A 24535-nucleotide genomic window follows, 5' to 3' on the forward strand; every position below is an offset into this window, starting at 1 on the left:
GCCGACGTTTATCCCTGTCCGGGCCGAACGAACAGCAATGAGCCTTTTCAACGATCTCGGTCGAAAAGTCGAGGAGCTGAAACAGGAGGTCGGGAACGCGACCGACGACGAAGCGACCCACCGGTGCATCGAGTGTGACACGCTCCTCTACACGGACCACGACGAGTGTCCCGAATGTGAGAGCACGTCAGTCATACCCATCTCTGACTAGCAACAGCGAGAAACCACCTGGCCTGAGTAACGTCGCTACCGCGTCGGCCCGTCACGGCCGAGATCTTCGAGCAGGGCGTCGTAGCTCCGGCCGAACACCGCCTGTTTTCTGAGCGACGTCATCGCGACCTCGAAGACGGGGACGGCGAACTGCCCGCCCGGACCGCCGACGACGACGGCCGCTTCGTGGGCCGTCTCGTCGGTCCACTCGCCGTCAAGTCGTCGGACCAGCACCTCGCCGAAGTAGCCGCCGAGTTCCCGCACGACGCTGGTGAACGCGCGGTCGTCGAAGGACGCGTCGCTCCCGAACGTCGTCTCGGCGAAGCGCTCGTCGTCCCACTCTGCATCGACGAGGCCGTCGAGGCGCGAAAGCGAGGCCGGCGAGAAATCGAGGTCGTGCTCGCCCCAGAAGTCGGCGAACTCGACGGCGGTCTCGGCGTGGTCCGCGCGGACCGTTCCGGCGTCCCACGAGTGATCCATCGCGTCAGCGGCCGAACCCTGTGACGGTGCATCATCAGTGGCACCGGACGCCTCGACATCCTCGGCAGGGGCCGATGTGTCGGGGCCGTCATCGGGCAGGTCCCCAGCATCGGATTCCGCAACGGCCGTCGGCGTGTCATCGGCCCCCGCGGCGTCAGCGGTGTCCGCAGGCGACTCGTCACCCGTCGTTTCGGAAACCGCCTCCGCGTCTGTAGCGGCGTCTGCTGGCGTATCCGGCGAGCTATCGAGGGCCGGTTCGTCGTCTATCGATGCCCCGGCCGCTCCGTCGTCGGCTGTGTCGGTCGCCGGTTCGCCGTCAGACGTGTCAGTGACACCCCCCGCGGGCGCGGTGTCAACAGTCCGGTCCTCGTCGTGAGCGTCGGCAGTCGAGTCTTCGGGAGGTGTCTCGGAGGCCGGCGCTTCGTCCAAGGGGTCCGCTGTAGCACTGTCAGACGCCGGCTCCGCTTCGTCGATGTAGGTGGCCGCTTCGTCGGTCGTGACCGTATCATCGGCCGTCGTCTCGACAGCATCAGTCGTGTCGACAGACCGTTCATCCGCAGAGGCGTCAAGGGCTGATTCCGCTGGTGGTGTCTCGGCCGTTGGTTGCTCGTCGGCGGTGCCATCCACCGACTGCTCGGCGGCGGTGTCGGTGGCCGGCCCCGCGTCGAGTGAGTCGTCAGTCGATCCCTCGCCGACGGTTTCAGCGGCCGACGGCTCGCTGCCGGCATCGTCCGGCGCTGAATCGGTCGTATCGGGGTCTGCATCCCCGCTACTATTGGAGGGCAGGCTATCGGTTTCGTCGTCCAGTGGTGCCTCGTTCGCTGGCTCGTCAGCGACCCGACTGACGACGGGCGTCGGGTCGGTGTCGTCGGACCGGTCGTCGCCCTCCGACTCTGATTCGACTGGCCGGACGACGCGGGTCGGCTCCGTCTCGATGGCCTGGGACGAATCGGGATCAGCGGTATCGCCGGTAGTTGCCTCACCTCGCTCGTCCGTCGGCGTCGATTCAGGTGGTTCGTCGCGCTCGTCCGCCTGGCCGTCGTCGACGCGGCTAACGATCCGTGTCGGTTCCGAACCGACGCCGTCGGCGTCGGGTTCGTCCGCATCCGCTGCCCCCCCGTCGTCGTCAGTTCCCTGTGGGGTATCGAGTGCCAGTTCGGATTCCAGACGGGTCACGACGGCCGCGAACACTGGCTCGTCGCCGAAGGAACGGGCGGCCACGTCGAACACCGCGACGGCCACCTCGTCGTCCGGGCCGGCGACGGTAACGCCCCAGCGGCCGTCGGACTGGACCCACTCGCCGTCGTACGCCCGTACGAGAAGTTCGCCGAGATAGCTCCCGAACCGCACCGTGTTCTCGGTGTACGTCGTCGTGCCCGCGGCGTCGCCGACAGTCTCGCCGCCGTAGCTCTCTTCGATAGCCGTATCGAGGCGCGCGAGCGCAGCGGGGTCGAACGCCAGCGGGTCCGCGCCGTCGACGACGCGCTCGGCGTACTCGCGAAAGGCTGGCGGGTCGAGCGTCGCCGTGTCCAGCAGTTCCGGCCCGTCGTCGGACGCCCGGTCGGTTCCGGCCGTCGTCTCGTCCCCGTCGGTCGACGAATCGCCGCCGCCGACGGCGCGACGGATGGTATCGAACAGGCCCATGGACACCGGAAGAACGTGCCGCTACAAGAATGTACGCCGAAAGGATACTCGGCCGACAGGTCCGGGCGGGCGCGGGCCGCTCAGTGCTCGTCGCGCAGTTCCATGTCGGCGACGATCTCGTAGGGATGCTGCCCCTTCCGGATGCCGTCGAGCAACTGGAACGCCTCGTCAGGCGCGAGGAAGTGCCGGGTCACGGCCCGACCGAGCGGCGTCGGCGAGAGGCCGTCGATGAACTCGTACTCCAGTAGCTTCCCCAGTGCGTGCTTGGTCGGCACTTCGCCGACCATCCGGTCGTTGAGCCGCTTGGCCTCCTTGCCGGCGACGGTGACGTTCGCCAGCGTCTCCTCGACGGCCGCGCCCTCGTCGTAGCGGGTGATGACCGGCTCCATCTCGCCTTTCAGGAGCTTGAAGGCCACCTCGTCCTCGGTCATCTCCATGCTGTTGTGGTACGTGCAATCGGGTTCGACCAGCATGTAGACGGTGCCCTTGTCGTGGTAGTCCGGACGGCCGGCCCGGCCGAGCATCTGGCTGAACTCCTGGACGGTGAGCCACTCGATACCCATCGCCAGCGAGTCGAAGATGACCTGTGAGGCCGGGAAGTCGACCCCGGCGGCCAGCGCCGCCGTCGTCACGACCGCCGCGAGGTCCTGATCGGCGAACTGCCGCTCGACCCGCTGGCGCTTCCGGTTGTCCAGGCCGGCGTGGTACGGCGCGGAACTGTACTCCAGTTTCCGCGAGATCTGGTGACAGCGCCGTCGGGAGTTCGTGAAGATGATGGTCTGGCCGCGGTAGCCCTTGCTGGACTTGTTGTCGAAGGCCCGCTTGACGAGCTTCTTTTCGGTCTCGATCTTCTCGCGGCCGTCGGCGAACGTGACGTGGCGCTCGATGGGGACCGGCCGCTCCTCGAACTCGATGAGCGTCGCCCGGAGCTGGTCGGCCAGCTGGCCCGGATTACCGACCGTCGCCGAGAGGTAGATCCACTGCGTGTCGCCGCTGTCGGGTGCGCCGCCGGATTCACAGTAATACTTCAGCCGCGAAATCAGCCCGTCGAGCCGGTGACCCCGCTCGTCCTCGCCGAGCGTGTGCACCTCGTCGATGACGACGGTGCCGACGGTGCCGAGGTCCTTGCCGGTCCGGAGCGCGTGGTCGATCCCCTCGTAGGTCCCGACGATGACGTCGGCTTCGGGGTCGAAGCGACCGCCCTCGTCGGCGATCCGGCTCGCACCCACGCGCAGGGACACGTCGACCATGTCGCCGTAGCGGTCCTGGAACTGCTCGTATTTCTGGTTCGCCAGCGCGACCAGCGGGACGAGAAACAGCATCGTGCCCTTGTTGTTCAGGACGCGGTCGATGCCGGCCATCTCGCCGATGAGCGTCTTCCCCGTCGCCGTCGCGCTCACGACCAGCTGGTCGCGGCCCTCCGTGGCCCCGTGCTCGACGGCGAGGCTCTGGACCGGTAGCAGGGTGTCGAATCGGGATTCGAGGTGCTCCTGCATCCCCGGATGGAGGTCCAGCGAGTCGACGCGGACCGGGTCGACCTCGTCGACGGTCGCCGAAATCTCGTCGAACTTCGTCAGGTCCGGGTCCAGCTGCCCCGACAGGAGGTTCGTCACCCGGTCGAGGTCCTGCACTTCGAGCAGCAGCTCTTCGAGTCGGTCGCGCGCGTCGCTGCCGATGCTCCCCTTGAACGCGAGTTCGCGGTCGAGCTGTTGGCGAGCGCACTCCGGACAGATAGTCTCGTCGTCAGTTTCGATGGCCGTCTCGCTCGTAATCGGCGAATAGCGGCCGTCGGAGGCACACAGCCGACAGGTCCGGACGACCTTGGCCTCGATCTGGTACGCGTCGAGCATCTCGCGGATGCGCTCGCGTGCGAGCGGGGCGGTCTGCTCGGAGATACGAATGCGGGCCGCACGGCGGGCGAGGTCGACGAACTGGTCGGGCGAGCGAAGCTCCTCGCTGGTCCCGTCTTTCACCCGGAGGCGACGCGGGCGGGGGCCGGCATCGGTCTCCTTGAGTTCGAGGATGCCGTGGAAGAGCCGCTCGCCGTCCCGGTGGGCGGCGACGCGGAACTCCTCGCCGTGTTCGTGGAGGAACAGCGTCTCTACCTGTGCGGCCTGCTGTGACACAGTCGTCTAGAGGCGACTGCGCTACTTGAGCGGTTCGGACTAGATGTAGGGGTCTCTACTGTTGGTGCCGGTGAGTTGAACAGCCAGAAAGCCCCCTCGCGGACGACTCGTCTGACTCCGTGCGCTCCTCGCTTCGCTGCGGTGCTACAGTCGTCAGACTCGCCCTCCGTTCACGGGTCACTTCGTTCTCCGTTCACGCGACGCGAGGGCTCACTGTGTTCGCCCTCGCAGCGCTCGGCCCCTTTCAGTCCCACCCACCGTGGAATATCTAGCCAGCTTCAGGTTGTGCGTTCTGGCGCTCAGGCGTTGCTGTTCCTGTATAACTGATGATGGCAGTCACTCCTGTAGTTTGATTTCGTCGTCGCCGGCGGGAACCGCACAGAGGAACGCACCCGGTTCGTCACCGTCGTTACGGTACCAGTGGACAGCGCCGGCGGGGATGTGGAGGCTGTCGCCGGCTTCGACCTCGAACTCTTCGCCATCGATGCCGACGGTGTAGCGGCCCGAAAGGACGTACTGCTCATGTTCGATATCGTTGGTGTGTTTCGGCACGCTGCCGCCGGAGGCAAGCGTGAACCGGCGGATCGCGAGATTGCCCCCGCCCTGTTCCGCGCCGATGAGGACGCCCTTCTCCAGCCCGTCGGCTGCGTCGACGGCATCGTACTCGATATCCGCGGCCCGGCGAATCAGTGGCTCGCTCATGGTCGCTCTATCGCGGGCTCGGCGCAAAGGCGTACCGGCGACACTGTCCGCACCACTCCAGCCAAGGGGGCTTAAGACCGTCCCCCGACAAGCGACGGGTATGCGCCGGTTTCGCATCGGAAGCGCGTTCGGAATCCCCATACAGCTGGATCTGACGTTTCTCCTCGTGCTCCCCTTGTTCGCCTGGATTATCGGGACACAGATCGAACAGACGACCGAGCTGTTGAACGGGACGCTGAACGCCGGATTGGACGCGGCTGTCCTTACCGACGGCGCGCTCGTGTGGGTGCTCGGTATCGGTGCGGCGGTCGGCCTGTTCACCGGCGTCGTCCTCCACGAACTCGGCCACTCCCTCGTGGCGATCCGCTATGGCTTCCCCATCGACTCCATCACGCTCTGGCTGTTCGGCGGCATCGCCCAGCTCAGCGAGATGCCCGAAGACTGGAAGCAGGAACTTGTCATCGCCATCGCCGGCCCCATCGTCAGCATCGCCGTCGGCGCCGTCTGTTTCGTCGCGTTCCAGATTCTCCCGAGCGGCGCGGCGACCCCTATCGAGTCAGCGCGGTTCATCCTCGGCTATCTCGCGCTGATGAACATCGCGCTGGCGGCGTTCAACATGCTCCCGGGCTTCCCGATGGACGGCGGCCGCGTCCTGCGGGCACTGTTAGCCCGCCGTCGGTCCTACGCCAGGGCCACCACCATCGCCGCCGAGGTCGGGAAGATATTCGCCGTCTTCCTCGGCCTCTTTGGCATCTTCGTCCTCGGAAACATCTTCCTCGCCGGCCTGGCCTTCTTCATCTACATCGGTGCGGCGGGCGAGTCCCGCCAGACCTCGATGCGGGCCGCCTTCGAGGGCGTCACCGTCGCTGACGTGATGACGCCGGCCGACCACGTGACGACGGTCCCCGAAGACATGTCCGTCCGGGAGCTCATCCAGACGATGTTCAGGGAGCGCCACACCGGCTACCCGGTGGAGCGGGGCGGCGAAGTCGTCGGCCTCGTGACGCTCGAAGACGCCCGCGCCGTCCAGGAGGTCGAGCGCGAGGCGTACACCGTCGGCGACGTGATGACGACGGAAATCATCACGATCAGCCCGGACACTGACGTGATGGATGCGCTGACTTCCCTCCAGCAGAACTCCGTCGGTCGCCTGCTCGTCACTGCCGAGGACGACTCATTCGAGGGGTTGCTCACCCGGTCTGACATCATGACGGCGCTCTCGATTATCAAATCGAGCAGCGACTACACCGTCATCGGCGAGTCGGAAACCGAGACCGTCCGGCCGGAGTCCAGAATCGAGCGGTAGCGTCATTCGTCGGCGAGATACGACATCGCTTCCGCATCCGAGACCTGTTCGAACTGCTCGTAGTACTGGCCGACGGCCCGGAAATCCGACGGCATCTCCAGACAGACGACCTCGTCGACCAGTGCTTCGAGCTCCGAAATCGCCGACGGCGAGCCGACCGGCACCGCGAGCACGAGTCGCTCGGGGTCCGCCTGTCGGATCTGTTCGATGCAGGCCCGCACCGTCGCGCCCGTCGCCACGCCGTCGTCGACGAGACACACCCGCTTGCCTGCGAGCGCCGGCGACGACTCTGAGTCGCGGTAGCGCTGGGCTTTCTGTCGGGCGGCGTCGGCCATCTCCGCTCGCGTTCTCGCAACGTAGTCGCGGGGGATCTCCCGGTGTTCGATGACATCGGTGTTGAGCCAGACCGACCCATCGGCGGCGACCGCGCCGATGGCGAACTCGGGGTTGCTCGGTGCGCCGATCTTCTTTGCGACCGCGATGTCCAGCGGCGCGTCGAGCGCGTCGGCGACGGGACGCGCCACCGGCAGTCCGCCGCGCGGTATCGCGAGGACGATGTCGGCAGCGATGTCCCGCTCGCGCAACGCCTCGCCGAGCCGTCGACCGGCGGCGCGCCTGTTCTCGAACGGCGGGGAGCGGTTGCGTACCATACTAGTTAGTTCGCTGTCGGGACGCAAATAGCTCCGCATGCTGGCGGGCGTCAGGTAACCCCGTGGACCAGTACCAGCGAAGGACTCCCGCTACTCGTCGGCCAGCGCCGCGGCAATCGCTTCGAGTTCTCCCTTCCGAAACGGAGACCCCGTCTCCGCCGGGTCGTCGTCGTCCCGCTCCCCAATCCTCCAGAGAATGCCCGCTCGCATCTGTGGCTTCGACGGCAGCCGATCCGTGTCGATGTCGTACCCCACAGCCTCACAGATTGCGGCCAGCGCTTCCTTGGTGAAGGCAGTCGAGACCGGGCGTTCGTACCGCCCGACGGCCTGCCGTATTTCGTTCCGCAACTCGTCGACGGTCGGTGACATACGCGTACTGGCGGCGGGACCGGTTGTGTAGATTCCGGTCCGGTTACGCCGTCGCGGCGCGGGCAGCAGGCGCATCCAACCGCCGAATACCGGCCCGCCAGCGCAGTTCCGCACGCGAAACGCGACCGAACTCCACCTCACGATGGCAACTCGGACACAGGGAGACGACGTTGTCCAACGTGTGTGCGTCCCGGACGGCAAGCGCCGGCAGCGCGGCAAACAGCCGGACCGGCACGATGTGGTGTACGTCCGGGTTCCGCCCCAACTCGTCGGCAGCAGTGCCACACAGCACGCAGGCGCGGCCGTCCCGCTCTAAGGCCTGCTCGCGTACTGCCCGCCAGCCCGGCCCGTAGTCGCCGACGCCACCGCCGCGCCAGTTCGGATGTCCGTCGCCGGTGAACGTCTCCGAGAGCCACTCGGCGTGGCAGTCCCGACTGCAGAGGACGACTTCGCCGGTCACGTCGCTCGGATACCGCTCAACGGAGCTCTCACAGATAGAACAGTCAAATCGTAGTTTCCCGCCGTTCCAGTTTGGGTTGTCACCTCCGGAAATCCGTCGTGTGTGTCGCCATTCGGCAGTTTCGACGCATTCCGAGCAGTAACACCCCTCTTTCTCCGACGGGTAGTACTTGAAAGTCGTACCGCAGTTGTCACAGGTCGTCTCCTCCTTCGCATTGGAGTAGTTCGGGTTGTCGGCCCCCGAGAATGACACTGCGACGTCACGGCATTCGTCGGAGCAGTAGCGCTTCTCGTATTCGGAATAAAACCGGTCCGAGCATTTGTCACATTCCCGGTTCGGCAGCCGTTTGCCGTGGGCACTGCTGTGATGAACGCCAAGTCCTCGTCGAGAGTCAAACGTTCGGCCACAGGACGGGCAGTCGTGATTTACCATGTGAAAATGTGTCCTGTTGATACATCATAAATCGATGGAATCGGTGGTAGAAATAAGGGTGTCAATATACCAAAACTGTCGAAATTAGCAGGTAGAAAGTCTAAGTCCGGGCGCGGGAATTGAACCCGCCTCTTAGCCACCACAAGGCTAAAGGATGCCACTACCCCAGCCCGGACACGCTCGCTGAAGCATTCATAGATATTCCGCTGGAACAGAAATACGTTACGAATCTGGGAACCAGTGGGCCGTGAGAGCGCGTGACAGCGGTGGCCCCTCGGGGTGGAACGACATTCATCAGTCCACCAATTGCTTCGAGACGCTTTTACACGGCCGACGCGTACAGACTGGTACGCGTGGCCATCACGGACAAAATATACGTCAAAAACCACCAGCAACTCGCCTCCCAGCTAGAGACGAGCTTTCCGAAGGGGGCGTTCAAGGGTGCGACGCTGGACATCCTCTTTCAGGGGGAGGGGTTGGCAAAGCTCGATGAAGCCTCCAGAGAGCGAGTGCTGGATTTTGCCGAAGACTTCCTGGACTGTGACTGTGAGGCCAACCCCCACTGTGGCTGTGCCGAGCGGAAGTTCATCTCGTATCTGCTGGAACTGCGCGAGCAGGGGATGGGGCCGGACGCCATCGTCGATGTGATGAGCGACGACTACATGCTGTACGCGTATCCGGGCGACGTGCTCTCCTTCCTCGATAACTCCGTCAGAACATTAGAAGCCGTGGAAACGCTGGCCGATGTCGATGGGCGCGACGACGTGGCCGAGGACGTACAGCGGAAACGCCAGCGGTTACTCTAGGTCGTCGAAGCTGCCGATCCGGTAGGAGGCGTCTTCCTCTTCGCCCTGGTCTAAGTCTTCGAGGTGGATGACCTCGTCCTGGTCCATCTCGTCGAGTTGCTGGCGGAGCTTCGTGACGTAGCGTTTGTGTTCTTCCAGTTGTTCGCGGAGGTGCTCGGCTTCGAGTTCGAGCCGTTCGTGCTCCCGGACGAAGCTCTTCGGGACCTCGACTTTCGGTGGGAAGCTCTCGGTGCTGGTCTCGGTTGCGTCGTCCTCGAACTCGTGTTCCGGGGCGACCTTCACCTGGCCGTCGTGGGAAACGAGCGTGTCGACGTAGTCCCGGAAAACCGCGGACAGCGAGATATCGCGCTCCTCGGCGATTTCGCGCAGGGTTTCGAATTTGTCCTCGCTGACGCGAAAGGAGATGGTCTTGTTTTTGTTGCCCATAGTTATGTACTGTTTTAGTAGCAACGTATTTAATCGTTTGTCAGACGCTACCGCGTCTGGCGGTCGGGCAGCCATCTCTAACGATGGGCGAACCGCTGTGATTTAACAGCCGGCCGTCCCCGGTTGCGGACAGCGATGGAAACAGACTTCGACGCAACCGCTCACCACTTCGGTATCATCGTCAGTGACCTGGACCGCGCCGTCGAGTTCTACCGCGACGTGCTGGGACTCGACGTACTCACGCGCTTTTCGGTCGGCGACGAGGCCTTTGGCACCGCCGTCGACATCGAGGGAGCCAGCGCCGAGCTGGTCCACCTCGACGCCGGCGGCGCGCGACTGGAGCTGGCCACCTACGAGCCGGAAGGCGAAGAGATGCCGGACCCGGAGCTCAATCGTCCGGGGTCGACCCACCCTGGGCTGGAGGTCGACAACCTGGAGGCCGTGGCCGACCGACTCCCCGACGATGTCGAAACACTCAGCAGTCCGAAGACGACCGAGAGCGGGACGACAATCATGTTTGTCGTCGATCCCGAGGGGAACCGAATCGAGCTACTGGAGCCGTAGCGCCGGCAAACTTGCCAGCAGCAAAAAATTCGAAGACGCGCCGCGGTCAGTCCGCGCTGGCTTCGGCCTGTTCGTCCTGTAAGCTTTCAAGCGCGCCGACGACCGACTGCCGGTAGTTCTCGATTGACAGTTGCTCGTACTCCTCGTCGGCCATCGCGATGTACTCGTCGGTGGCCGGGTCCTCGAGGTCAGCCTCCTTGTACCGCTTGACCCGGTCGAGGGTGCGCTCCGCCGTCTCGACGACCCAGCGGTCCCGGGTCGCTTCGTCGACCTCCGAGATGGATTCGGGGCGAATCGAGACGTTCACCTCGCCCTCGTCGGTCTCGTAGGTGCGGGGCTTGCCAACGACGGCGACGTAGGCCGGCGGTTCTAGTTCGCGCAGCATCGACGCCGCGTCGGGCTGGTACTGCCCGGCATACATGAAGAACGTGTCGCCGTTAGGGTCGACGACCCGGCCCTGCCAGTACTCGCTGTCCTCACCGACGTCCTCGGTCTCGGTGAGGGTGCCGACCAGGAACACGCGGTTGGCTCGCTGGCCAGTCGGCAGGAGGACGTACACCGGCGCGCGGTCGTCGTCGGATTCCTTGAACGTGTAGCTCGCGTCGTTGAACTCGCGTGCGAAGACGCGCCGTGCGACCTCGCGGGTGGGTGTGCTCGCCATTTAGATCGACCTCGCTTTGATGAGAATCTCGTCTGCATCCACGGCCCCGGTCAGTCGCTCCTGCTCGTCGGCGAGCAAGTAGCGGCCGAACGTCGGCCCCTGGACGCGGTAGTACCGGCCGAGGATCTTCTGTCGCATCTCGTCGGCGACGACAGTCGTATCGAGCGCGTCCATCGCCATCTCTTTCGCTTCTTCGAGGGCGATGCCGGTCAGCTCCTCTGTCGCTTCCTCGTCGAAGATGACCTCGGTGACCTCTTCGCCGTCGTCGAGGACACCCTTGATCCGGAGGTCGAACTCGCCTTCGACCTCGCCGTGTTCGCTACAGCGGCCGTTCTGGAGGACGCGCGTGCAGTCGTCCTCGGGACAGCGCTTGATCAGCCCGGATCCCGACTGGATGTCGACCAGCGCGCCCTCGGCCTCGACGCTGTCGTCGCCGACCTCGAGGTCCTCGTCCAGTTCCTCGATGGTGGTCGTCCGGTTGAGCTTCACGGAGAAGCGGCCCTGGTACTCGTCGGTAACGACATTGCGCAGGGCGTAGGATTTGCCCTCCTCCAGGGAGGGCAGGTCGGACTTCGACCACTTCGTGAACTTGATCGTGCCCGTCTCGTCGCCCAGCAGGCCGACCTGGGCCACAGCGTCGGCGCGCGGGTCCCAGAGTTCGACGACTTTGGCGCGAATGTCGACCCACTCCTCGGGGGCGTCGACGTCGGCGACGTTGACCTGTTCGTTGCCGCCGCCGTCGCCGCCGCCCAGCTGGTCGCGGTCCATGCCGGCCTCGTCGAGGTACGTGTTGACGACGCTTCGACGGGCCTCGCTGATGGGGACCTGGTAGTCGTTCACCAGCGTATCGAGCCGCTCGACGACGTCGTCGACCTCGATCTCTAGCTGGTCGGAAAACTGCTCGTGTATCTCTGTCGCGTGGGTACGCAAATCTGACTCAGTCATTGGCTTTCACTGTCTCCGCCTGGTTTTCGTTGGGAGACAATCGACAGTTGGTCGCCTTCGGTTATAAACACTCGCCCAGCGGAGTGAAAGTGAAACTGCGTGGGGACATCGCGGCCCCGAATTTCGTTGTGAGAGCCACGCGAGAAGATTGATTTGTCGGCGGGCACAACGGTCGGTATGGCCGACGACGAGCGACTCGCGCGGTTCATCCGGGAGACCCTGCGGTCGGCCGAGCAGCAACTCTCCGACGCGAAGAAGGCCTACCAGAACGGAAAGCGGTCCGCGGAGGCTGGCCTACCCAGGGACGAGGAGGGGCGGGCCCGCATCGTCTGTCGCCGCCACGCTGAGTACCGCGCGGTGTCGATGGACGAACAGCGGCGGCCGGTCTGTTACGACGGGGAGAACCCGGACTGCCAGGGCTGTGTCGAGGACATCAGGGACGGGACGATAGAGACGTGGTAAGCGGCTGCGGGCAGCGGATTCGACCGTTCTGCAACGCGCTCGCCGGTACAACACTTTAGCACCGGCCGGGTGAAGCCGAGGTATGGAACGACCGCTCGTCGCACTCGTCCTGGCCGGTGGAACCGGAAAGCGCCTGTATCCGGCGAGTCGGAGCGACCGGCCCAAACAGTTTCTCTCGTTCGGGGACGGCGAGTCCCTACTTGCTGAGACTGTCAGCCGCGTCGGATTCGCGGACGAGACCTACGTGTTGACCCGGGAGTCGTTCGCCGACGGGGTGCGAGAGCGCGCCCCGAACGCGGCGGTGCTGACCGAACCGGAGCCGAAAGACACCGGGCCGGCGCTGGCGTACGCGGCCCACCGCATCCGCGAGCAGGTCGGGGACTGTGTCCTGCTGTGTCTACCGAGCGATCACCGGATTTCGGGGCCGTTCGCGGAAGTCGCACGCACGGCAGCGCGGGTCGCAGTGGAAACCGAGGGGCTCGTCACCGTCGGCATCGAGCCGGACCGGCCGGCGACCGGCTACGGCTATATCAAGCCCGGAGCGTCCGAGAACGGCTTCGCGCCGGTCGAGACGTTCCACGAGAAACCTGACCGGGAGACCGCAGAGCGGTACGTCCGGGAGGGGTTCTTCTGGAACGCCGGGCTGTTCGCGTGGACGCCGACGGCGCTCCTGTCTGCCGCAGAGTCCTCGCCACTTGCACCCATGATCGACCGCCTGGACACAGACCCTGATGCGGCGTTCGACGCCGTCGACCCGGTGAGTATCGACTACGCGGTGCTCGAACGGGCCGACAACGCCTTCGTCGTCCCGGCGGCGCTGGAGTGGGACGACCTGGGCTCGTGGGACGCCTTCGAGCGCGTCCTCGACAGCCAGGACGGGAACGCGGTGCTGGGCGAGGCATTCACCATCGACGCCGACGGGAACGTGCTGGCGAGCGACGGCCACGTCAGCGCCGTCGGCGTGTCCGACCTCGTGGTGGCGTCCTTCGACGACCGGACGCTGGTCGTCCCGAAAGACGAGGCCCAGCGCGTCCGTGAAGTGGTCGCAGAACTGCGGGACGACGGACGGTTCTGATCGGGCTGGTGGCCAGGACTGTTAGCTCCGCATCGATCCGCCGTCGACTGGTAGGGCGGTCCCAGTGACGTAGGAGGACCGGGCCGACGAGAGGAAGGCGACGACGTCCCCGAGTTCTTCGGGCTGGCCGACGCGCCCCAGTGGTGCGGTGCACCACGACTCGATACCCTCTTCGTACGAGTTGTACTCGCCGCTCTCGACACCTGCCTCAATGAGTTCCTCGATTCTGGGCGTCTCGTGTTCACCGGGCAAGACAGCGTTCACGCGGACCTCCGGCGCGAACTCGCGGGCCTGGGTCTTCATCAGGCCGATAACGGCCCGGCGGACAGCGTTCGAGAGCACCAGGTCGTCGATGACCTCCCGCACCGACCGAGAGGTGATGTTGACGATAGTGCCGGCTTCGGAGTCCCGGAGGTAGGGGTAGGCGGTCTGGGTCGTCCAGACGACGCTCATCACCAGCAGGTCGTAGGCGCTGTACCAGTCCCGCTCAGTCGTCTCCATGAACGGGCCGGGGGCCGGGCCGCCGGCGCTGGTGACGACGTGGTCGAGGCCGCCGAAGCTGTCGACGGTCTCTTCGACGAGCGCTTCAATCTGGTCCGGATCGGTGATGTCAGCCTGGACGGCCAGCACGTCGCCGTCACCGACCGATTCGAGCCGCTGGCGAGCTTCGTCGACGTGGGCCGGCGTCCGACCACAGACTGCGACGTTCGCGCCCTCGGCGGCGAGCGCTTCAGCGCTCGCGAGGCCGAGTCCGCTGGTCGCGGCTGTACACAGGGCTGCGTTACCTTCGAGTTCGAGATCCATGTCCGGAAGAAGTACCGACTGTCCCAAAGAAGTCCCGCTCGCAAACTGTCCTGTGGACGGTTACTCGCGGACTGTCCTAGCTGCCCCAGAAGTTGTCCCGACTGCCCAGACGCCGGCCGTCGTCGTCCGCGTCGTCGCCCGTCTCGTCGGCGTCGGTGTCGCCCTCGTCGGTTTCGGCTTCCGAGAGCTCCTCGTCCATCTCCAGTCGCTCGATCTCCTCGGCCCGGGCGTGGTTCGAGTGGACGTTCGTCACCCTGACCAGCGAGCGGGCCGGCGGGAGCACGCCGTCGACCATGATGATGAAGCCGTCCTCGGTCCGCCCGACACCGGCACCGCTCTCGTGGATGTCCTCGACGTCGACGGTGACTTCCTCGCCCATCTTGACCGGCTGGCTCTTGAGTTCCGAGATCGGCTGGTTGTAGTGATTGCACCACTCGGCACCGCCGCGGTCGCCGTAGTGGGTACAGCCCATCCCCTGGATTCGTTCGGTGAATTTGGGACAGTCGTCTGCGAGCGGACAGTCGGCCATATCAGGGGATAGCGCGGCCGCTGGCAAAACGCTTGCGACCCCACTCTAACCCCACACAGCCTGTTATTACGTTTGAGATTTTCACCGGCACGCATTTTACCGCTACTCGCTGGTTGTCGCGTAGCATTCGGCAGCACCCAAAGCTATGAGAACGCAGATGTCGGCAGGGCTGGTTTGCTTCCTTTTGATCTGTACGTCTCCGGCGGCCCTCGGCGTTGAGTCGGGGCCGCCGGAACAGGTCGGCGCTGTCGGCGACAGCTCGATTAATGTCCGGTACACGGTCGAGAGGGAACCGAACGTGACCGGTCGAGTACGCGTAACCGCGACGATTCAGCGACCACAGCACGTCACTGGACTGTCGGTACGGACGCCGGCGGCGACGACAGTGCATCGAGCCGACGGGCTCCAGCCCGACGGTGACCGCTGGCGTGTCAGCGATGAGACCGGGACGCCACAGCTGACCTACACGGTGCCTGTCGGGCTCTCGACGACGTTCGGCCAGCGGACCGCCGACACCCACAACGGAACGCTGCTTGCCAGACAGGAAGTGTCGCTGCGTGCCCGCTGGCGCTGGCACGTCGGACCGCGGCCAGCCTGGAACGAGTCGCTGGCACTCGCGCCCGGCCAGGACGGTGTCGCCGGGACCACAGCCGCCTACATCGGCCCCCACGAGACAGCGACCAGAACGGTCGACGGCGACCGCATCACCGTGATCGTCCCGGCGGATGCGGAGCTACGACCCAACCGAACTGCCGTCTTCGATTCCATCAGCCATGCGAAGCGCGCCTCGACCGCCGGAACGGATCACGACCACATCCGCGTGTTCGTCGCGCCGAACAGCCTCGCAGCGGGTGGATACACCCCGTCGAACGGCGAGTCGGACGTCATCGTCAACGCCGGCGAACCCGTCCGATCCCCGGTCAACGTCTGGGTCCACGAGTACCGCCACACCCGACAGACCTTCGAGACAGCGCCGGCGATGGACTGGCTCAGCGAAGGGAGCGCGGACTACCACACCGCAGCACTCACCTACAGCGCGGGTGAGATCGACGGAGACCAGTTCCGGGACAGGGTTACGACCGAGCGCCACGAAACTGCCGACCTGACACGGCCCGATAGCTGGCACGGGCCGGGCGCACAGTACCACAAGGGAACGCGCGTCGTCGCGGCCATCGATGCCCGTCTCCGGCAGGCGACTGACGGCAGCCGAACGTTCGAGGCGGTCCTCGACAGACTGACCCGGCAGGACGAACGAATCACGCTCGAACTGTTCGCGGAAGCGGTGTCAGCCGTCGCCGGGGACGACCTCGATGGGTTCGTCCGACAGGCCGTCACCGGCCCCGCGCCGTTGGTCCCAGTCGACGCGCTCACCGAGCACGATTCGCGGCGACGCGGCGCGGCAGATACGACCGGTCGGCGGACGAATTTCGCGCCGGCGGCCGATAACAGCGTGACCACAGCGACCAGTGCCGGCGACGAGACCACGCACAGTGGCGCTACCGCACGGCCGGTCACCGACCGCCACGGGGAGTGGACCGTGCTCGGGACGCTCGGCATGCTGTCAGTGTTACTGGTCCGTCGGCAGCGACGGTGCGAGCGGCCGTAGCGATCACGGGCCCCGTCATCTGGGAGGGTGCCCCACAGCCCTAGGCCGCGTCCAGGCACCGTCGCGGGGTTCCGAGCCGAAGGCGTATTTCCACAACTGTCATGCCGACCGCTTACTTGCCATCCGACAATGGCATCACAATCCATCTTCGAGCGGATCGGTGGGCGCGACGCGGTCGAAGCGGTCGTCTCGGATTTCTACGACCGGGTGCTCGACGATCCGGTGCTCGAACCGTACTTCGAGGAGACCGACATGGACCAGCTCCGCAGTCACCAGACTCAGTTCATCAGCGTCGTCACCGGCGGGCCAGTGGACTACGACGGCGACGACATGCAAACCGCCCACGAGGGACTGGGCATCACCGAGGACGCGTTCGCCAAGGTCGCAGCCCACCTCGAAGCCGCGCTCCGGGCGAACGGCGTGCCCGACGATGACGTCGAAGCGATTCTCGCGGAGGTCGCCGCCATGGAAGACGACATCGTGGAGGGGTAGCCGGCCGCCGGGGTGCATTCGGATCACTGTCGCAATGTCTCAGCGTCCGCCGACCCCAGGTCGGCGTACTCCGGAACTAACCGATAACGATCCGTGTCAGGCATGTACTCAGCAACAGCATCGAAGCCGTCCGGAGACCGAAACAGACTGTGCAGCGGCGGCGAGCGCGTTGTCTTCCCGACCCCACAAACAGGGATCAACGCGCCAACCGCAGTACCGGTGGTTCACCCATGTTTTCAAAACAATAGTCGGGTGTCAAAATGTCGTTGTTTCATACGTTTTGCGGGAAAAGCCCGGCGTGTGAAGGGGACGAAACCGGTACCATCCCCCCAAGTCGGGTTGCTGTGCCGCTGACAACCGTACAAACCGACTCGGTATCCGGCAGTAGTGACCCTTCACTGTGATACTCCGAGACGCATTGCTGGGAGGACTCCTCCGTGGCGGCAGACTTTTTCCGAGCGGATAACCGACAGCGAACCTGCGAAGGAGAACACGGGAGTGGCCGGGTGGGACCGATGGATCGCTCGCTTTGACGTATCGCTACGCTTCGGGATAGCGTTGCTGTCTACATTACTAGCACGCAGATAACGGGCACGGTGGGATTCTCGCTCGATGGCGAGACTCGCTTCGCTGGTCTCGCGTAGTTCGAATCGCCTGCGTGCTGCGGTCCAGCACGCCTCGTATCGCTCGGCGGCTTCACGGGCACGGTGGGATTCGAACCCACGACCGTCGGATGGCTTCCCCCGGTGGCACAGCCAGCGGAGATAGAAGTCCGACGCTCTATCCGGACTGAGCTACGTGCCCTCGCTGTCCTATACTTCCGGCGGTGACAAAAGAAATGCGAAACACGGTCGCCGGTCAGTCACCGTGGTCGAGGTCCTCTTCGACGTCATCGGCGGTCGTGATGGCGTTTACATTACCGGTCTGGACCGCCGTCAGCCCGTCCAGGTCACAGAGGGCGTCGATTCGGTCCTGTGTCGTCGAGACCAGCAGGTCGTCGAACTGGAGGTGTCGCTCGACGGTGGCGCCGGCGGCCTCCGCGGCGGCGGCAACAGGCTCGGGGTCAACGCCGGGGGCCGTTTCGAGAACCAGGTCGACGGGTTCGCCCTCGATCGGGTCCGCACGGAGACTCTCGACGGCACGGGAGACGTACATCACTCGGATGAGGGGCCGCCGGGGTCTTGATTGTGCTGTTCGGGGCGGTCGAAGCGGGCCTCCGCGACGGCGAACGCCAGCGTACTGACCAGGCCGAGCAGCGTCCCGCCGGTGAGCATCACGGCGAGGTATTGGAGGTCCTGAATGCCGAGGAAGAAGGCGCTGACGGCGTGTAACACGACGGCAATCGACAGGACGTAGAAGGGGGCGTTCAGATATCGCCAGCGGAAGGTCCCGTCGAGGTACTCGTCGGTCACGCGGCCGAGACTGGAGGTGATGCCGGCGGCGGCGAACCACTGGATCGCGCCTGAAACCAGCGACGCGATGACTTCGAGGGCGTCAGGGTCGGTCTGTCGGTCGAGTTCCTGGACGCCGCTGACGCCGCCGATGGCGAGCAGTGCGGCCGCGACGACGTAGGTGATAATCGTCACGCGGCCGGCGTACAGTCCGGACCGCGTTCGCTCGACCGCGTCGTCCAGTATCTTCTCAGCGCCGAGGCCGCGTGCGAGGATGTAGAGGCCCAGCAGGCCGGAGATGACGCCCAGCGCGGAGCCGGGATACCCCAGCGCTTCGACGGCGATTGTCAGCGGATAGATGAGCAAGAGGATACCGAGCGGGACCAAAATCGTGCCGCGGGTCTCCGGGTCATCGAGCACCTGTTTGATGGTGTAGTACATCGATTCGAGGTTCTGGGCCTGACGGACGACGACGCGGCGGACGCCGTCGATGCGGACCCGCGAGCGGATGACGGGGACGACGGATTCGTCCTGTGCGCCGTCGGTGACAATGAGCGCCCGCACGTCCTCGCTGGCGGCCAGCGACGCGAGGACGGTATCGACCTCCTCGCCGACGGCCCGGTTGGCGGCGACGTCGCTCCCGTCGACACCGGTGACAGCCGCGACTTCGACCGGTTCGTCGGTGATGTCGTCGTAGATGTGAACGCCCTCGAAGAGAACGTTCACGTCGGAGTCCTCCGGGTCGTTCGAGGCCAGCGCCACCGCTGCGTCCACGACGGCATCGCGCCCGATGACTGGCGTGTCGATGCCGGTCTTGCGGCCGAGGTCGTCGTCGAGGTCGATACACAGCACCAGCAGCATCTACCGGCGCTACGCCGTCTGTGTTTAACTTCTTTCGGGACCGTCACATGGTACTGTTTAGTTCAGCAGTTGCGGAGAGCCAGAAAGCCCCCGTGCTCTCGGCTCCCGCGGCTCGCTGCGCTCCCGTGGGTGCTTGCGTCGCCGAGGTTCGCCGAGAGCACGGCCCCTTTCAGTCCCGCCCGTAGCCGGTTGGTCAGCCGGCATGGGTTGGACTGAAAGGGGGCGTTGTCGGCGCTGTGCGCCGACTGCTCGGGAGACCAAGGGTCTCCCGGTGGCTGGCTGCACGACGTTCGCAAGAGCGAAGCTCTTGCGCAGCCCATCAGAAATCTTCGATTTCTGAGGACGGCGGACGACGAAAGGACCGCAACGCAGTGAGTAGCGAGGGACCGACGGTCCCTCGGACCATACAAACGGCGTTCGCGCCGTGAGCAGAGACCGAAGCGAGTCCCCCGAGTGCAGCCAGTCGGGGCTTTCTGGTTGTTTACTTCCTGATTTCGTCTAAATACCGCCAGCCTTACCCGGATTCCGGCAGCGTCCCACGCGTTCGCCGTTCGACGAGCAACAGTGCGGCAAGGCCCAGAATGATGAGCGTGTACGCCGCTGCGGCGGTGAGCGCGGCCTGTTCGGAGCTGTACTCGCCGGTGCGGAAGATGATAGCCTTCCGGACCATCGCGATGACGCCGGTATAGATCACCAGACGGACGATGCGCCGGGTTTCGCTCTCCTGCGTGTACGCGACGACGGTCTGGTACACCTCGACGATGATAAAGAGGAGGAGGGCGGTGTCGATGAAGCCGACGACGACCAGCGGGTCGGTGATGTCGCCACGGACCGCACTCTGGAATATCTGCAGCCCAAGGTCGAACACGCCGATTGCAAAGAGGAGAACGAGGACCAGCGCCGCGACGACTTCGACGTACCGGATAGCCGTCTCGCTGAATCCCAGCACCCTGTCGTCGAGCGTCTCTGCCACCGGCAGCGCTCCGCCGACCGGGTCTTCCTCCTCGTCGTCCATACACGAGACACGGCTTCCAGCCAATTCAAAGCGGTCCCTATCTGGCGTGGCCCGGGTCCGCCGGCCGCGGCTCGTAGGTGTCCGGCGTTCCCAGTCCGGCGACGAGCCACAGCACCGGGAGTAGCAGGACGCTGCCGACGACGAACGGCGACCAGTAACCGACGGCGAAGTACAGCCCGCCCATGACCGGCGGGCCGACCGTCCGGGCCAAACTGCCAGCACCCTGTGTGATGCCGAAGGCACTCCCCTGGACGGCTGCGCTGGCCCGCTGGGAGACGAGCGCCGTCAGCGTCACCGAGAGGACGCCGTTGCCGAGCGGCAGCAGCGTCAACACGAGCAAGAGGCCGAGCAGGTCAGCAGTGAGAAACGGGGTGAGTGCGGTCAGGTCAGGAAGCACCGATCCGATGGCCCGCGAAGCCGGAATCGCACCGACGCCGACGACGAGCAGTCCGGTCCCGAACAGCGAGAGCCGGACCGGGCTGTAGCGGGCCGAGAGCCGGCCGACGAGGACGCCCTGCGTGATGACCGCGACGACACCGATGTAGGTCAACAGGAGCGCGCTCTGGGCGGCCGTGTAGCCGTATATGTCGGCGACGTAGGGGACAAACATCACCTGCACGCCGGAGAAGGCGAAGGAAACGAGGAAGAAGGCCGCGAGCAGCGGCCGGAGCCCAGGGGTCGCCACCGCCGCCCGGAGTTGGGAAATCGACGACGTGCGTGCTGTCGCGGTCGCGCCCGCGGACTCGGAGACGCTTCTGGATTCGGGAAGAAAGAACAGGGCGACGACGACACCAGCCAGACTTGCGGCCGCGGCGGCGAAGCTCGGGAGCGAGAACCGGGTAATCGGCACGGCCGCCGGCAGGAACCCGTCGACGGCGGCGACCGTGGCGTCGAAGCTCAACACCGCACCGATGCCGGGCCCGAAGATGAACCCGAGGCCGAACGCGGCCCCGATGAAGCCGAGCGCGGCGGCCCGGCGCTCCGGCGGCGTCACGTCGGCGACGTAGGCCTGGGCCGTCGAGAGGTTCCCGCCCATCGCGCCGGCCAGCAGTCGGGACAGGAACAGGAGCCACAGCGCGTCGGCCAGCCCGAACACCGTCCACGCGACGACGGAGCCACACAGCGATACCACCAGCACCGGCCGGCGGCCGACGCGGTCCGACAGCGACCCCAGTAGCGGCGCGAAGACGAACTGCATCGCGGAGTACGATGCCGCGAGCAGCCCGATGACGAACTCCGTTCCGCCCGGAAACGTGCGCGTGTAGTACGGCAGAATGGGGATGATGATGCCGAACCCCAGCAGGTCCAGAAAGACGACGAAGAAGACGACCGCGAGGCCACGACGGCGGCGGGACCCGGTGATTCCGGTCCCGGTGTCTGTCATACCACCGTCTGCGTCGGGAAGTGGGATAAGCACCACGGGAATCCGGAGTGCCCAGGGAGCCGACCCATGCCGTCACGTCCCACGCTGGACCCGATGCGCACGCTTTTTCCCGCTGGGAGCGGTGGCTAGATACAATGATTTCCGAGGGCTGCGAACAGTGCGCCAAAGGCGGCAAGATGGTGCTGTTCGTCTACGGCTACTGCGACCAGCGAGACTGCTTCTACTGTCCCCTCGGGGAAAACCGCAAGAACGTCACCCAGATGTACGCCAACGAGCGCCCCATCGAGGACGACTCGGACGTCATCGAGGAGGCCAAGCGCATGAGCGCGCTCGGCACGTCGATTACGGGTGGCGAACCCCAGGAAGTACTCGACCGGACCTGCCACTACCTGGAGCTGCTGAAAGACGAATTCGGCGAGGACCACCACACCCACCTCTACACCGGCATCCCTGGCGGCCGCGAAAACATGCGCCGCCTCTCCGAGGCGGGGCTTGACGAAATCCGCTTCCACCCGCCCTTAGAGCAGTGGGGCGACCTCCACGGCACCGAGTGGGAGGACATCCTCTACATCGCCCGCGAGGAGGGGCTGACCCCCGCCTTCGAGATTCCCGGCATCCGCGCCGAGGAGGAGTTCCTCGAATTCTTAGACGAGGGCGCGGCCGACTTCTGTAACATCAACGAGTTCGAGATGTCCGACGGGAACTACCGCCGGATGCAGGAGGAGGGCTTCGAACTGAAAGAGGACCACATGAGCGCCGTCGAGGGGTCCCACGACATCCTGGAGAAGATGGGCGACCACGAGAAGGTGTACTTCTGTACGAGCGTGTTCAAAGACGCCGCCCAGCACCGCTCGCGGCTCAAGCGGATGGCCCGCAACATCCGCCGCCCGTTCGACGACGTGACCGACGACGGGACCCTCGTCTACGGGAAGGCGTGGACCACGGAATCTCGCCTCGAAGCCCTTGGCGTTCCCGAGGAGTACTACACCGTCAAATCCGACCACGTCGAACTGGCCTGGTGGCTGCTCGAAGAGATGGTCGAGGAGGGTGATGTCGAGAAGGGTGAAATCGTCGAGCAGTACCCGACCTACGACGGGACTGTGGTCGAGCGGACGCCGCTGTCGGCTTCGAATTCACAGTCGGAGCAGTCGGCTGTAGGGGACTGATCTGTCCCGGACGCGAACGAGCGAAGCAGTTGGGACGTCTGGTTTTTTTAACGTAGATTTTTGAGGCGTAGTTCCCGTAGTGAGCGAAGCGAGCGCACGAGGACAGGCGACGCAAAAAAGGTGGGGCGGAATTTTATTTATCAGCTAAGAGAAATGCCGGTGACCCTCCATGCGCTTGGCTATTGACAGCGGCAAACTCCTGTATGTACTCGGTGTCCTGTTCGCCACGGCGGCGCTCCTGTATTTCGTTCGGGACGTCGTGTTCAATCTCTCGATAACGGTGAAAGCGGCGCTGCTGTTGCTTGGCTTCGTCGCGTTTTTCGTCGCGGGCGTGGCACTCGAACGAGACGTACTGGACGTCGTGGCCTTCGCCCTCAGCGGGGTGACCTACGTCGTATTCGTCGGCTACGTCGTCGTTCGGTATTCGCCGGGCGAAACGGGAACGTTCCTGTTGCTCGCCGCGTCGGCGGGGCTGTTCGTCGGCCTCGGCTACGCGCTTCGGGCAGGGATTCCGACGCCGTCGCGTCGCACCGCCGGGTACGCGCTCGGGGGCCTCCTCGTCGTGAGCGTCCTGCTCGTGGGAGGCGATGCGCTCAGCGGCGGCGTGACCTACGATGTGCAGACGAACGAATCGGTCACCGTGTCGGTCCCGGAAACGGAGCAAGGGGCGGGCGGGTACCCGCCCGTCAACAAGCAGATCGGAACAATCACGGCTTCGAACCCGTCGCCGTTCCTGCGAGCGCTCGATCTGCCGTCCCTCTCCGGCTGTCTGGTCGGGCCTGCGGACAACCCCCGGGAGGACATGTGGGTGAACGTCGAACGGGACTGGGACGAAGACACGATTGCCGGATCAACCACGAAATCGTACGCGATTACGGGAGAGTTCCGACTAGACACGAACCGGACAGAGCAGGTTACGTTTGCCGTCGAGCGAGACGCCGACTGCAGCGCCGTGCGGTCCGAGCCGACGATAGCGATTCAGGTCGACGAAAACGGCGACTTCGATTGATTAGTCGTCCAGTTCCGTGAGACACTCCTGGCAGTAGGTGGCGTTTCGCATGTTCGGCGTGCCACAGGTGCCACAGGTCACGACCGACAGGTTGGTCTCCGACAGCGGCGACACCGCCTCGTCGGCGAGTACATCGACCGGCCAGTCAGCGTCAGTCGGCGACCGGTCCCGCATCTCGGCGCGCTGGTGGGCCTGTTGGATGAGTTCGTCGTCACGCATCGCTTCGAGGCCGCGCCACAGTCCCAGAAACAGCAGTGTCGGCGCAACAATGACGAACAGGCCTGCGATGACGCGCAACGCCAGTTCCACCTGGCCGAGTGGCATACAGTCACAAGGTGCTGGAGCGTGGAGTATCCTTCGCCCCGTCCGTCGGCTCGCGGGCCGTCAGGCCGCGTCGACGCCTTCTTTCCCCACCTTGCCGAAGACAGGCTATGAGTGGCCCTATCGTGGCAGTCGGTGGCGGACTCGCTGTGGCCTTGCTTCTCGGGTTGAGCGCGTTCTTCTCGAGCTCGGAGATAGCAGTGTTCTCGCTCCAGAAAGAGTGGATAACACAGGAGGCGGCGACGGGCGACCGACGGGCCCAGGTGCTGCAGGAACTGTACGACAACCCACACCGGCTGCTGGTGACGCTGCTTGTCGGCAACAACATCGTCAACATCGCGATTTCGAGCATCATCACCGTCCTCGTCGCCAGCTACCTCTCGCCGGGGCCGGCGGTCGTCGCGACTACGGTCGTCACCAGCTTCCTCATCCTGATCTTCGGCGAAATCGTGCCGAAGGCGTTCGGCCTCGGCAACGCCGAGGCGTGGGCGCTGACCGTCGCAACGCCGGTCCGGATCGTCGAGCGCGTCCTCTCGCCACTTATCACGCTGTTCGACGGCATCACCAGTCGCATCAATGCCCTCATTCCAGTCGAGACGGACATCGAGAAGCCGTACATGGATTGACCTACTGACCGAG

Annotated in this window: 27 protein-coding genes and 1 tRNA gene; 11 read left to right on the forward strand and 17 right to left on the reverse strand. The window is 65.1% G+C overall.

Annotated elements, in window-relative coordinates:
• Positions 1 to 37: 37 nt before the first annotated feature.
• Positions 38 to 211 carry a hypothetical protein gene (locus ACY9XZ_RS06060; protein ID WP_463456160.1) on the forward strand — a complete coding sequence of 58 codons (174 nt, stop codon included), beginning with the start codon at positions 38 to 40 and terminating at the stop codon, positions 209 to 211.
• 35 nt (positions 212 to 246) lie between these two features.
• On the opposite strand, the gene ACY9XZ_RS06065 is transcribed toward ACY9XZ_RS06060, so the two are convergent.
• The 3 genes from ACY9XZ_RS06065 to ACY9XZ_RS06075 all read right to left on the reverse strand — a co-directional run bounded on the left by ACY9XZ_RS06065 (position 247) and on the right by ACY9XZ_RS06075 (position 5162).
• Positions 247 to 2334: an MSCRAMM family adhesin gene (locus ACY9XZ_RS06065; RefSeq protein WP_463456161.1), complete on the reverse strand. Its 2088-nt coding sequence runs from the start codon at positions 2332 to 2334 to the stop codon at positions 247 to 249.
• Between the two features lie 80 nt (positions 2335 to 2414).
• Positions 2415 to 4460, reverse strand: a complete 2046-nt coding sequence (locus ACY9XZ_RS06070; RefSeq protein ID WP_463456162.1) for a DEAD/DEAH box helicase — start codon at positions 4458 to 4460, stop codon at positions 2415 to 2417.
• 336 nt (positions 4461 to 4796) lie between these two features.
• Positions 4797 to 5162 (reverse strand): cupin domain-containing protein, encoded by a 366-nt coding sequence (locus ACY9XZ_RS06075; RefSeq protein ID WP_463456163.1) that lies wholly within the window; start codon positions 5160 to 5162, stop codon positions 4797 to 4799.
• A 100-nt stretch (positions 5163 to 5262) separates the two neighbouring features.
• On the opposite strand from ACY9XZ_RS06075, the gene ACY9XZ_RS06080 reads away from it, so the two are divergent.
• Positions 5263 to 6468 carry a CBS domain-containing protein gene (locus ACY9XZ_RS06080; protein ID WP_463456164.1) on the forward strand — a complete coding sequence of 402 codons (1206 nt, stop codon included), beginning with the start codon at positions 5263 to 5265 and terminating at the stop codon, positions 6466 to 6468.
• Between the two features lie 2 nt (positions 6469 to 6470).
• Here the strand turns inward: ACY9XZ_RS06080 and ACY9XZ_RS06085 are convergent, their stop codons facing one another.
• The 3 genes from ACY9XZ_RS06085 to ACY9XZ_RS06095 all read right to left on the reverse strand — a co-directional run bounded on the left by ACY9XZ_RS06085 (position 6471) and on the right by ACY9XZ_RS06095 (position 8199).
• On the reverse strand, positions 6471 to 7118 hold the full coding sequence (locus ACY9XZ_RS06085) for a phosphoribosyltransferase (protein WP_463456165.1): 648 nt from the start codon (positions 7116 to 7118) through the stop codon (positions 6471 to 6473).
• Positions 7119 to 7208: 90 nt separating this feature from the next.
• Positions 7209 to 7487 carry a hypothetical protein gene (locus ACY9XZ_RS06090; RefSeq protein ID WP_463456166.1) on the reverse strand — a complete coding sequence of 93 codons (279 nt, stop codon included), beginning with the start codon at positions 7485 to 7487 and terminating at the stop codon, positions 7209 to 7211.
• Positions 7488 to 7530: 43 nt separating this feature from the next.
• Positions 7531 to 8199, reverse strand: a complete 669-nt coding sequence (locus ACY9XZ_RS06095; protein WP_463456167.1) for an HNH endonuclease — start codon at positions 8197 to 8199, stop codon at positions 7531 to 7533.
• 533 nt (positions 8200 to 8732) lie between these two features.
• Between ACY9XZ_RS06095 and ACY9XZ_RS06100 the strand changes: the two genes are divergently transcribed.
• On the forward strand, positions 8733 to 9185 hold the full coding sequence (locus ACY9XZ_RS06100; RefSeq protein WP_306710074.1) for a DUF5814 domain-containing protein: 453 nt from the start codon (positions 8733 to 8735) through the stop codon (positions 9183 to 9185).
• Here the strand turns inward: ACY9XZ_RS06100 and ACY9XZ_RS06105 are convergent.
• Positions 9177 to 9611 carry a CopG family transcriptional regulator gene (locus ACY9XZ_RS06105; protein WP_004515935.1) on the reverse strand — a complete coding sequence of 145 codons (435 nt, stop codon included), beginning with the start codon at positions 9609 to 9611 and terminating at the stop codon, positions 9177 to 9179. The genes ACY9XZ_RS06100 and ACY9XZ_RS06105 overlap by 9 nt on opposite strands.
• Before the next feature lie 135 nt (positions 9612 to 9746).
• Here ACY9XZ_RS06105 and ACY9XZ_RS06110 point away from each other — a divergent pair, with 135 nt between their 5' ends.
• Entirely contained in the window at positions 9747 to 10175 is a 429-nt protein-coding gene (locus tag ACY9XZ_RS06110) for a VOC family protein (RefSeq protein ID WP_463456168.1), read from the forward strand.
• A gap of 46 nt (positions 10176 to 10221) precedes the next feature.
• Here ACY9XZ_RS06110 and ACY9XZ_RS06115 read toward each other — a convergent pair whose 3' ends face one another.
• Both ACY9XZ_RS06115 and ACY9XZ_RS06120 read right to left on the reverse strand, forming a co-directional pair.
• Positions 10222 to 10836 (reverse strand): RPA family protein, encoded by a 615-nt coding sequence (locus ACY9XZ_RS06115; RefSeq protein WP_004590293.1) that lies wholly within the window; start codon positions 10834 to 10836, stop codon positions 10222 to 10224.
• Complete coding sequence (locus ACY9XZ_RS06120) at positions 10837 to 11781, reverse strand: replication factor A (protein ID WP_463456169.1); 945 nt, start codon at positions 11779 to 11781, stop codon at positions 10837 to 10839.
• A gap of 177 nt (positions 11782 to 11958) precedes the next feature.
• Here ACY9XZ_RS06120 and ACY9XZ_RS06125 point away from each other — a divergent pair, with 177 nt between their 5' ends.
• Together ACY9XZ_RS06125 and ACY9XZ_RS06130 are read left to right on the forward strand one after the other, a co-directional pair.
• Positions 11959 to 12243: a DUF7091 family protein gene (locus ACY9XZ_RS06125; protein WP_463456170.1), complete on the forward strand. Its 285-nt coding sequence runs from the start codon at positions 11959 to 11961 to the stop codon at positions 12241 to 12243.
• 82 nt (positions 12244 to 12325) lie between these two features.
• Positions 12326 to 13318 (forward strand): mannose-1-phosphate guanylyltransferase, encoded by a 993-nt coding sequence (locus tag ACY9XZ_RS06130; protein WP_463456171.1) that lies wholly within the window; start codon positions 12326 to 12328, stop codon positions 13316 to 13318.
• 21 nt (positions 13319 to 13339) lie between these two features.
• Here the strand turns inward: ACY9XZ_RS06130 and ACY9XZ_RS06135 are convergent, their stop codons facing one another.
• Positions 13340 to 14122, reverse strand: a complete 783-nt coding sequence (locus ACY9XZ_RS06135; protein ID WP_463456172.1) for an SDR family oxidoreductase — start codon at positions 14120 to 14122, stop codon at positions 13340 to 13342.
• 76 nt (positions 14123 to 14198) lie between these two features.
• Complete coding sequence (locus ACY9XZ_RS06140) at positions 14199 to 14651, reverse strand: TRAM domain-containing protein (protein WP_463456173.1); 453 nt, start codon at positions 14649 to 14651, stop codon at positions 14199 to 14201.
• A gap of 145 nt (positions 14652 to 14796) precedes the next feature.
• Between ACY9XZ_RS06140 and ACY9XZ_RS06145 the strand changes: the two genes are divergently transcribed.
• Positions 14797 to 16257: a M61 metallopeptidase family protein gene (locus ACY9XZ_RS06145; RefSeq protein ID WP_463456174.1), complete on the forward strand. Its 1461-nt coding sequence runs from the start codon at positions 14797 to 14799 to the stop codon at positions 16255 to 16257.
• A gap of 129 nt (positions 16258 to 16386) precedes the next feature.
• Positions 16387 to 16749, forward strand: coding sequence for a group I truncated hemoglobin (locus tag ACY9XZ_RS06150; RefSeq protein WP_463456175.1), 363 nt, complete (start codon positions 16387 to 16389; stop codon positions 16747 to 16749).
• A gap of 699 nt (positions 16750 to 17448) precedes the next feature.
• Here ACY9XZ_RS06150 and ACY9XZ_RS06155 read toward each other — a convergent pair.
• From ACY9XZ_RS06155 to ACY9XZ_RS06175, 5 genes are all read right to left on the reverse strand, one after another.
• A tRNA-Arg gene (locus ACY9XZ_RS06155) sits at positions 17449 to 17553 on the reverse strand.
• A 54-nt stretch (positions 17554 to 17607) separates the two neighbouring features.
• Positions 17608 to 17904 carry a hypothetical protein gene (locus ACY9XZ_RS06160; RefSeq protein WP_463456176.1) on the reverse strand — a complete coding sequence of 99 codons (297 nt, stop codon included), beginning with the start codon at positions 17902 to 17904 and terminating at the stop codon, positions 17608 to 17610.
• Positions 17904 to 19001 carry a DUF373 family protein gene (locus ACY9XZ_RS06165; RefSeq protein WP_463456177.1) on the reverse strand — a complete coding sequence of 366 codons (1098 nt, stop codon included), beginning with the start codon at positions 18999 to 19001 and terminating at the stop codon, positions 17904 to 17906. The genes ACY9XZ_RS06160 and ACY9XZ_RS06165 overlap by 1 nt, the downstream gene beginning before the upstream one ends.
• A 514-nt stretch (positions 19002 to 19515) precedes the next feature.
• Entirely contained in the window at positions 19516 to 20016 is a 501-nt protein-coding gene (locus ACY9XZ_RS06170; RefSeq protein WP_463456178.1) for a phosphate-starvation-inducible PsiE family protein, read from the reverse strand.
• Positions 20017 to 20053: 37 nt separating this feature from the next.
• A complete protein-coding gene (locus tag ACY9XZ_RS06175; protein ID WP_463456179.1) occupies positions 20054 to 21400 on the reverse strand; it encodes an MFS transporter in 1347 nt (448 codons plus the stop codon).
• A gap of 134 nt (positions 21401 to 21534) precedes the next feature.
• Between ACY9XZ_RS06175 and ACY9XZ_RS06180 the strand changes: the two genes are divergently transcribed.
• Together ACY9XZ_RS06180 and ACY9XZ_RS06185 are read left to right on the forward strand one after the other, a co-directional pair.
• Complete coding sequence (locus ACY9XZ_RS06180; protein WP_463456180.1) at positions 21535 to 22566, forward strand: radical SAM protein; 1032 nt, start codon at positions 21535 to 21537, stop codon at positions 22564 to 22566.
• A gap of 169 nt (positions 22567 to 22735) precedes the next feature.
• Positions 22736 to 23575 (forward strand): DUF1109 domain-containing protein, encoded by an 840-nt coding sequence (locus ACY9XZ_RS06185; RefSeq protein WP_463456181.1) that lies wholly within the window; start codon positions 22736 to 22738, stop codon positions 23573 to 23575.
• On the opposite strand, the gene ACY9XZ_RS06190 is transcribed toward ACY9XZ_RS06185, so the two are convergent.
• Complete coding sequence (locus ACY9XZ_RS06190; RefSeq protein WP_463456182.1) at positions 23576 to 23899, reverse strand: DUF7577 domain-containing protein; 324 nt, start codon at positions 23897 to 23899, stop codon at positions 23576 to 23578.
• A gap of 107 nt (positions 23900 to 24006) precedes the next feature.
• Between ACY9XZ_RS06190 and ACY9XZ_RS06195 the strand changes: the two genes are divergently transcribed.
• On the forward strand, positions 24007 to 24522 hold the full coding sequence (locus ACY9XZ_RS06195; RefSeq protein WP_463456183.1) for a CNNM domain-containing protein: 516 nt from the start codon (positions 24007 to 24009) through the stop codon (positions 24520 to 24522).
• Positions 24523 to 24535: the final 13 nt, after the last annotated feature.

It is taken from the genome of Haloarcula sp. HT12, from assembly GCF_055271655.1.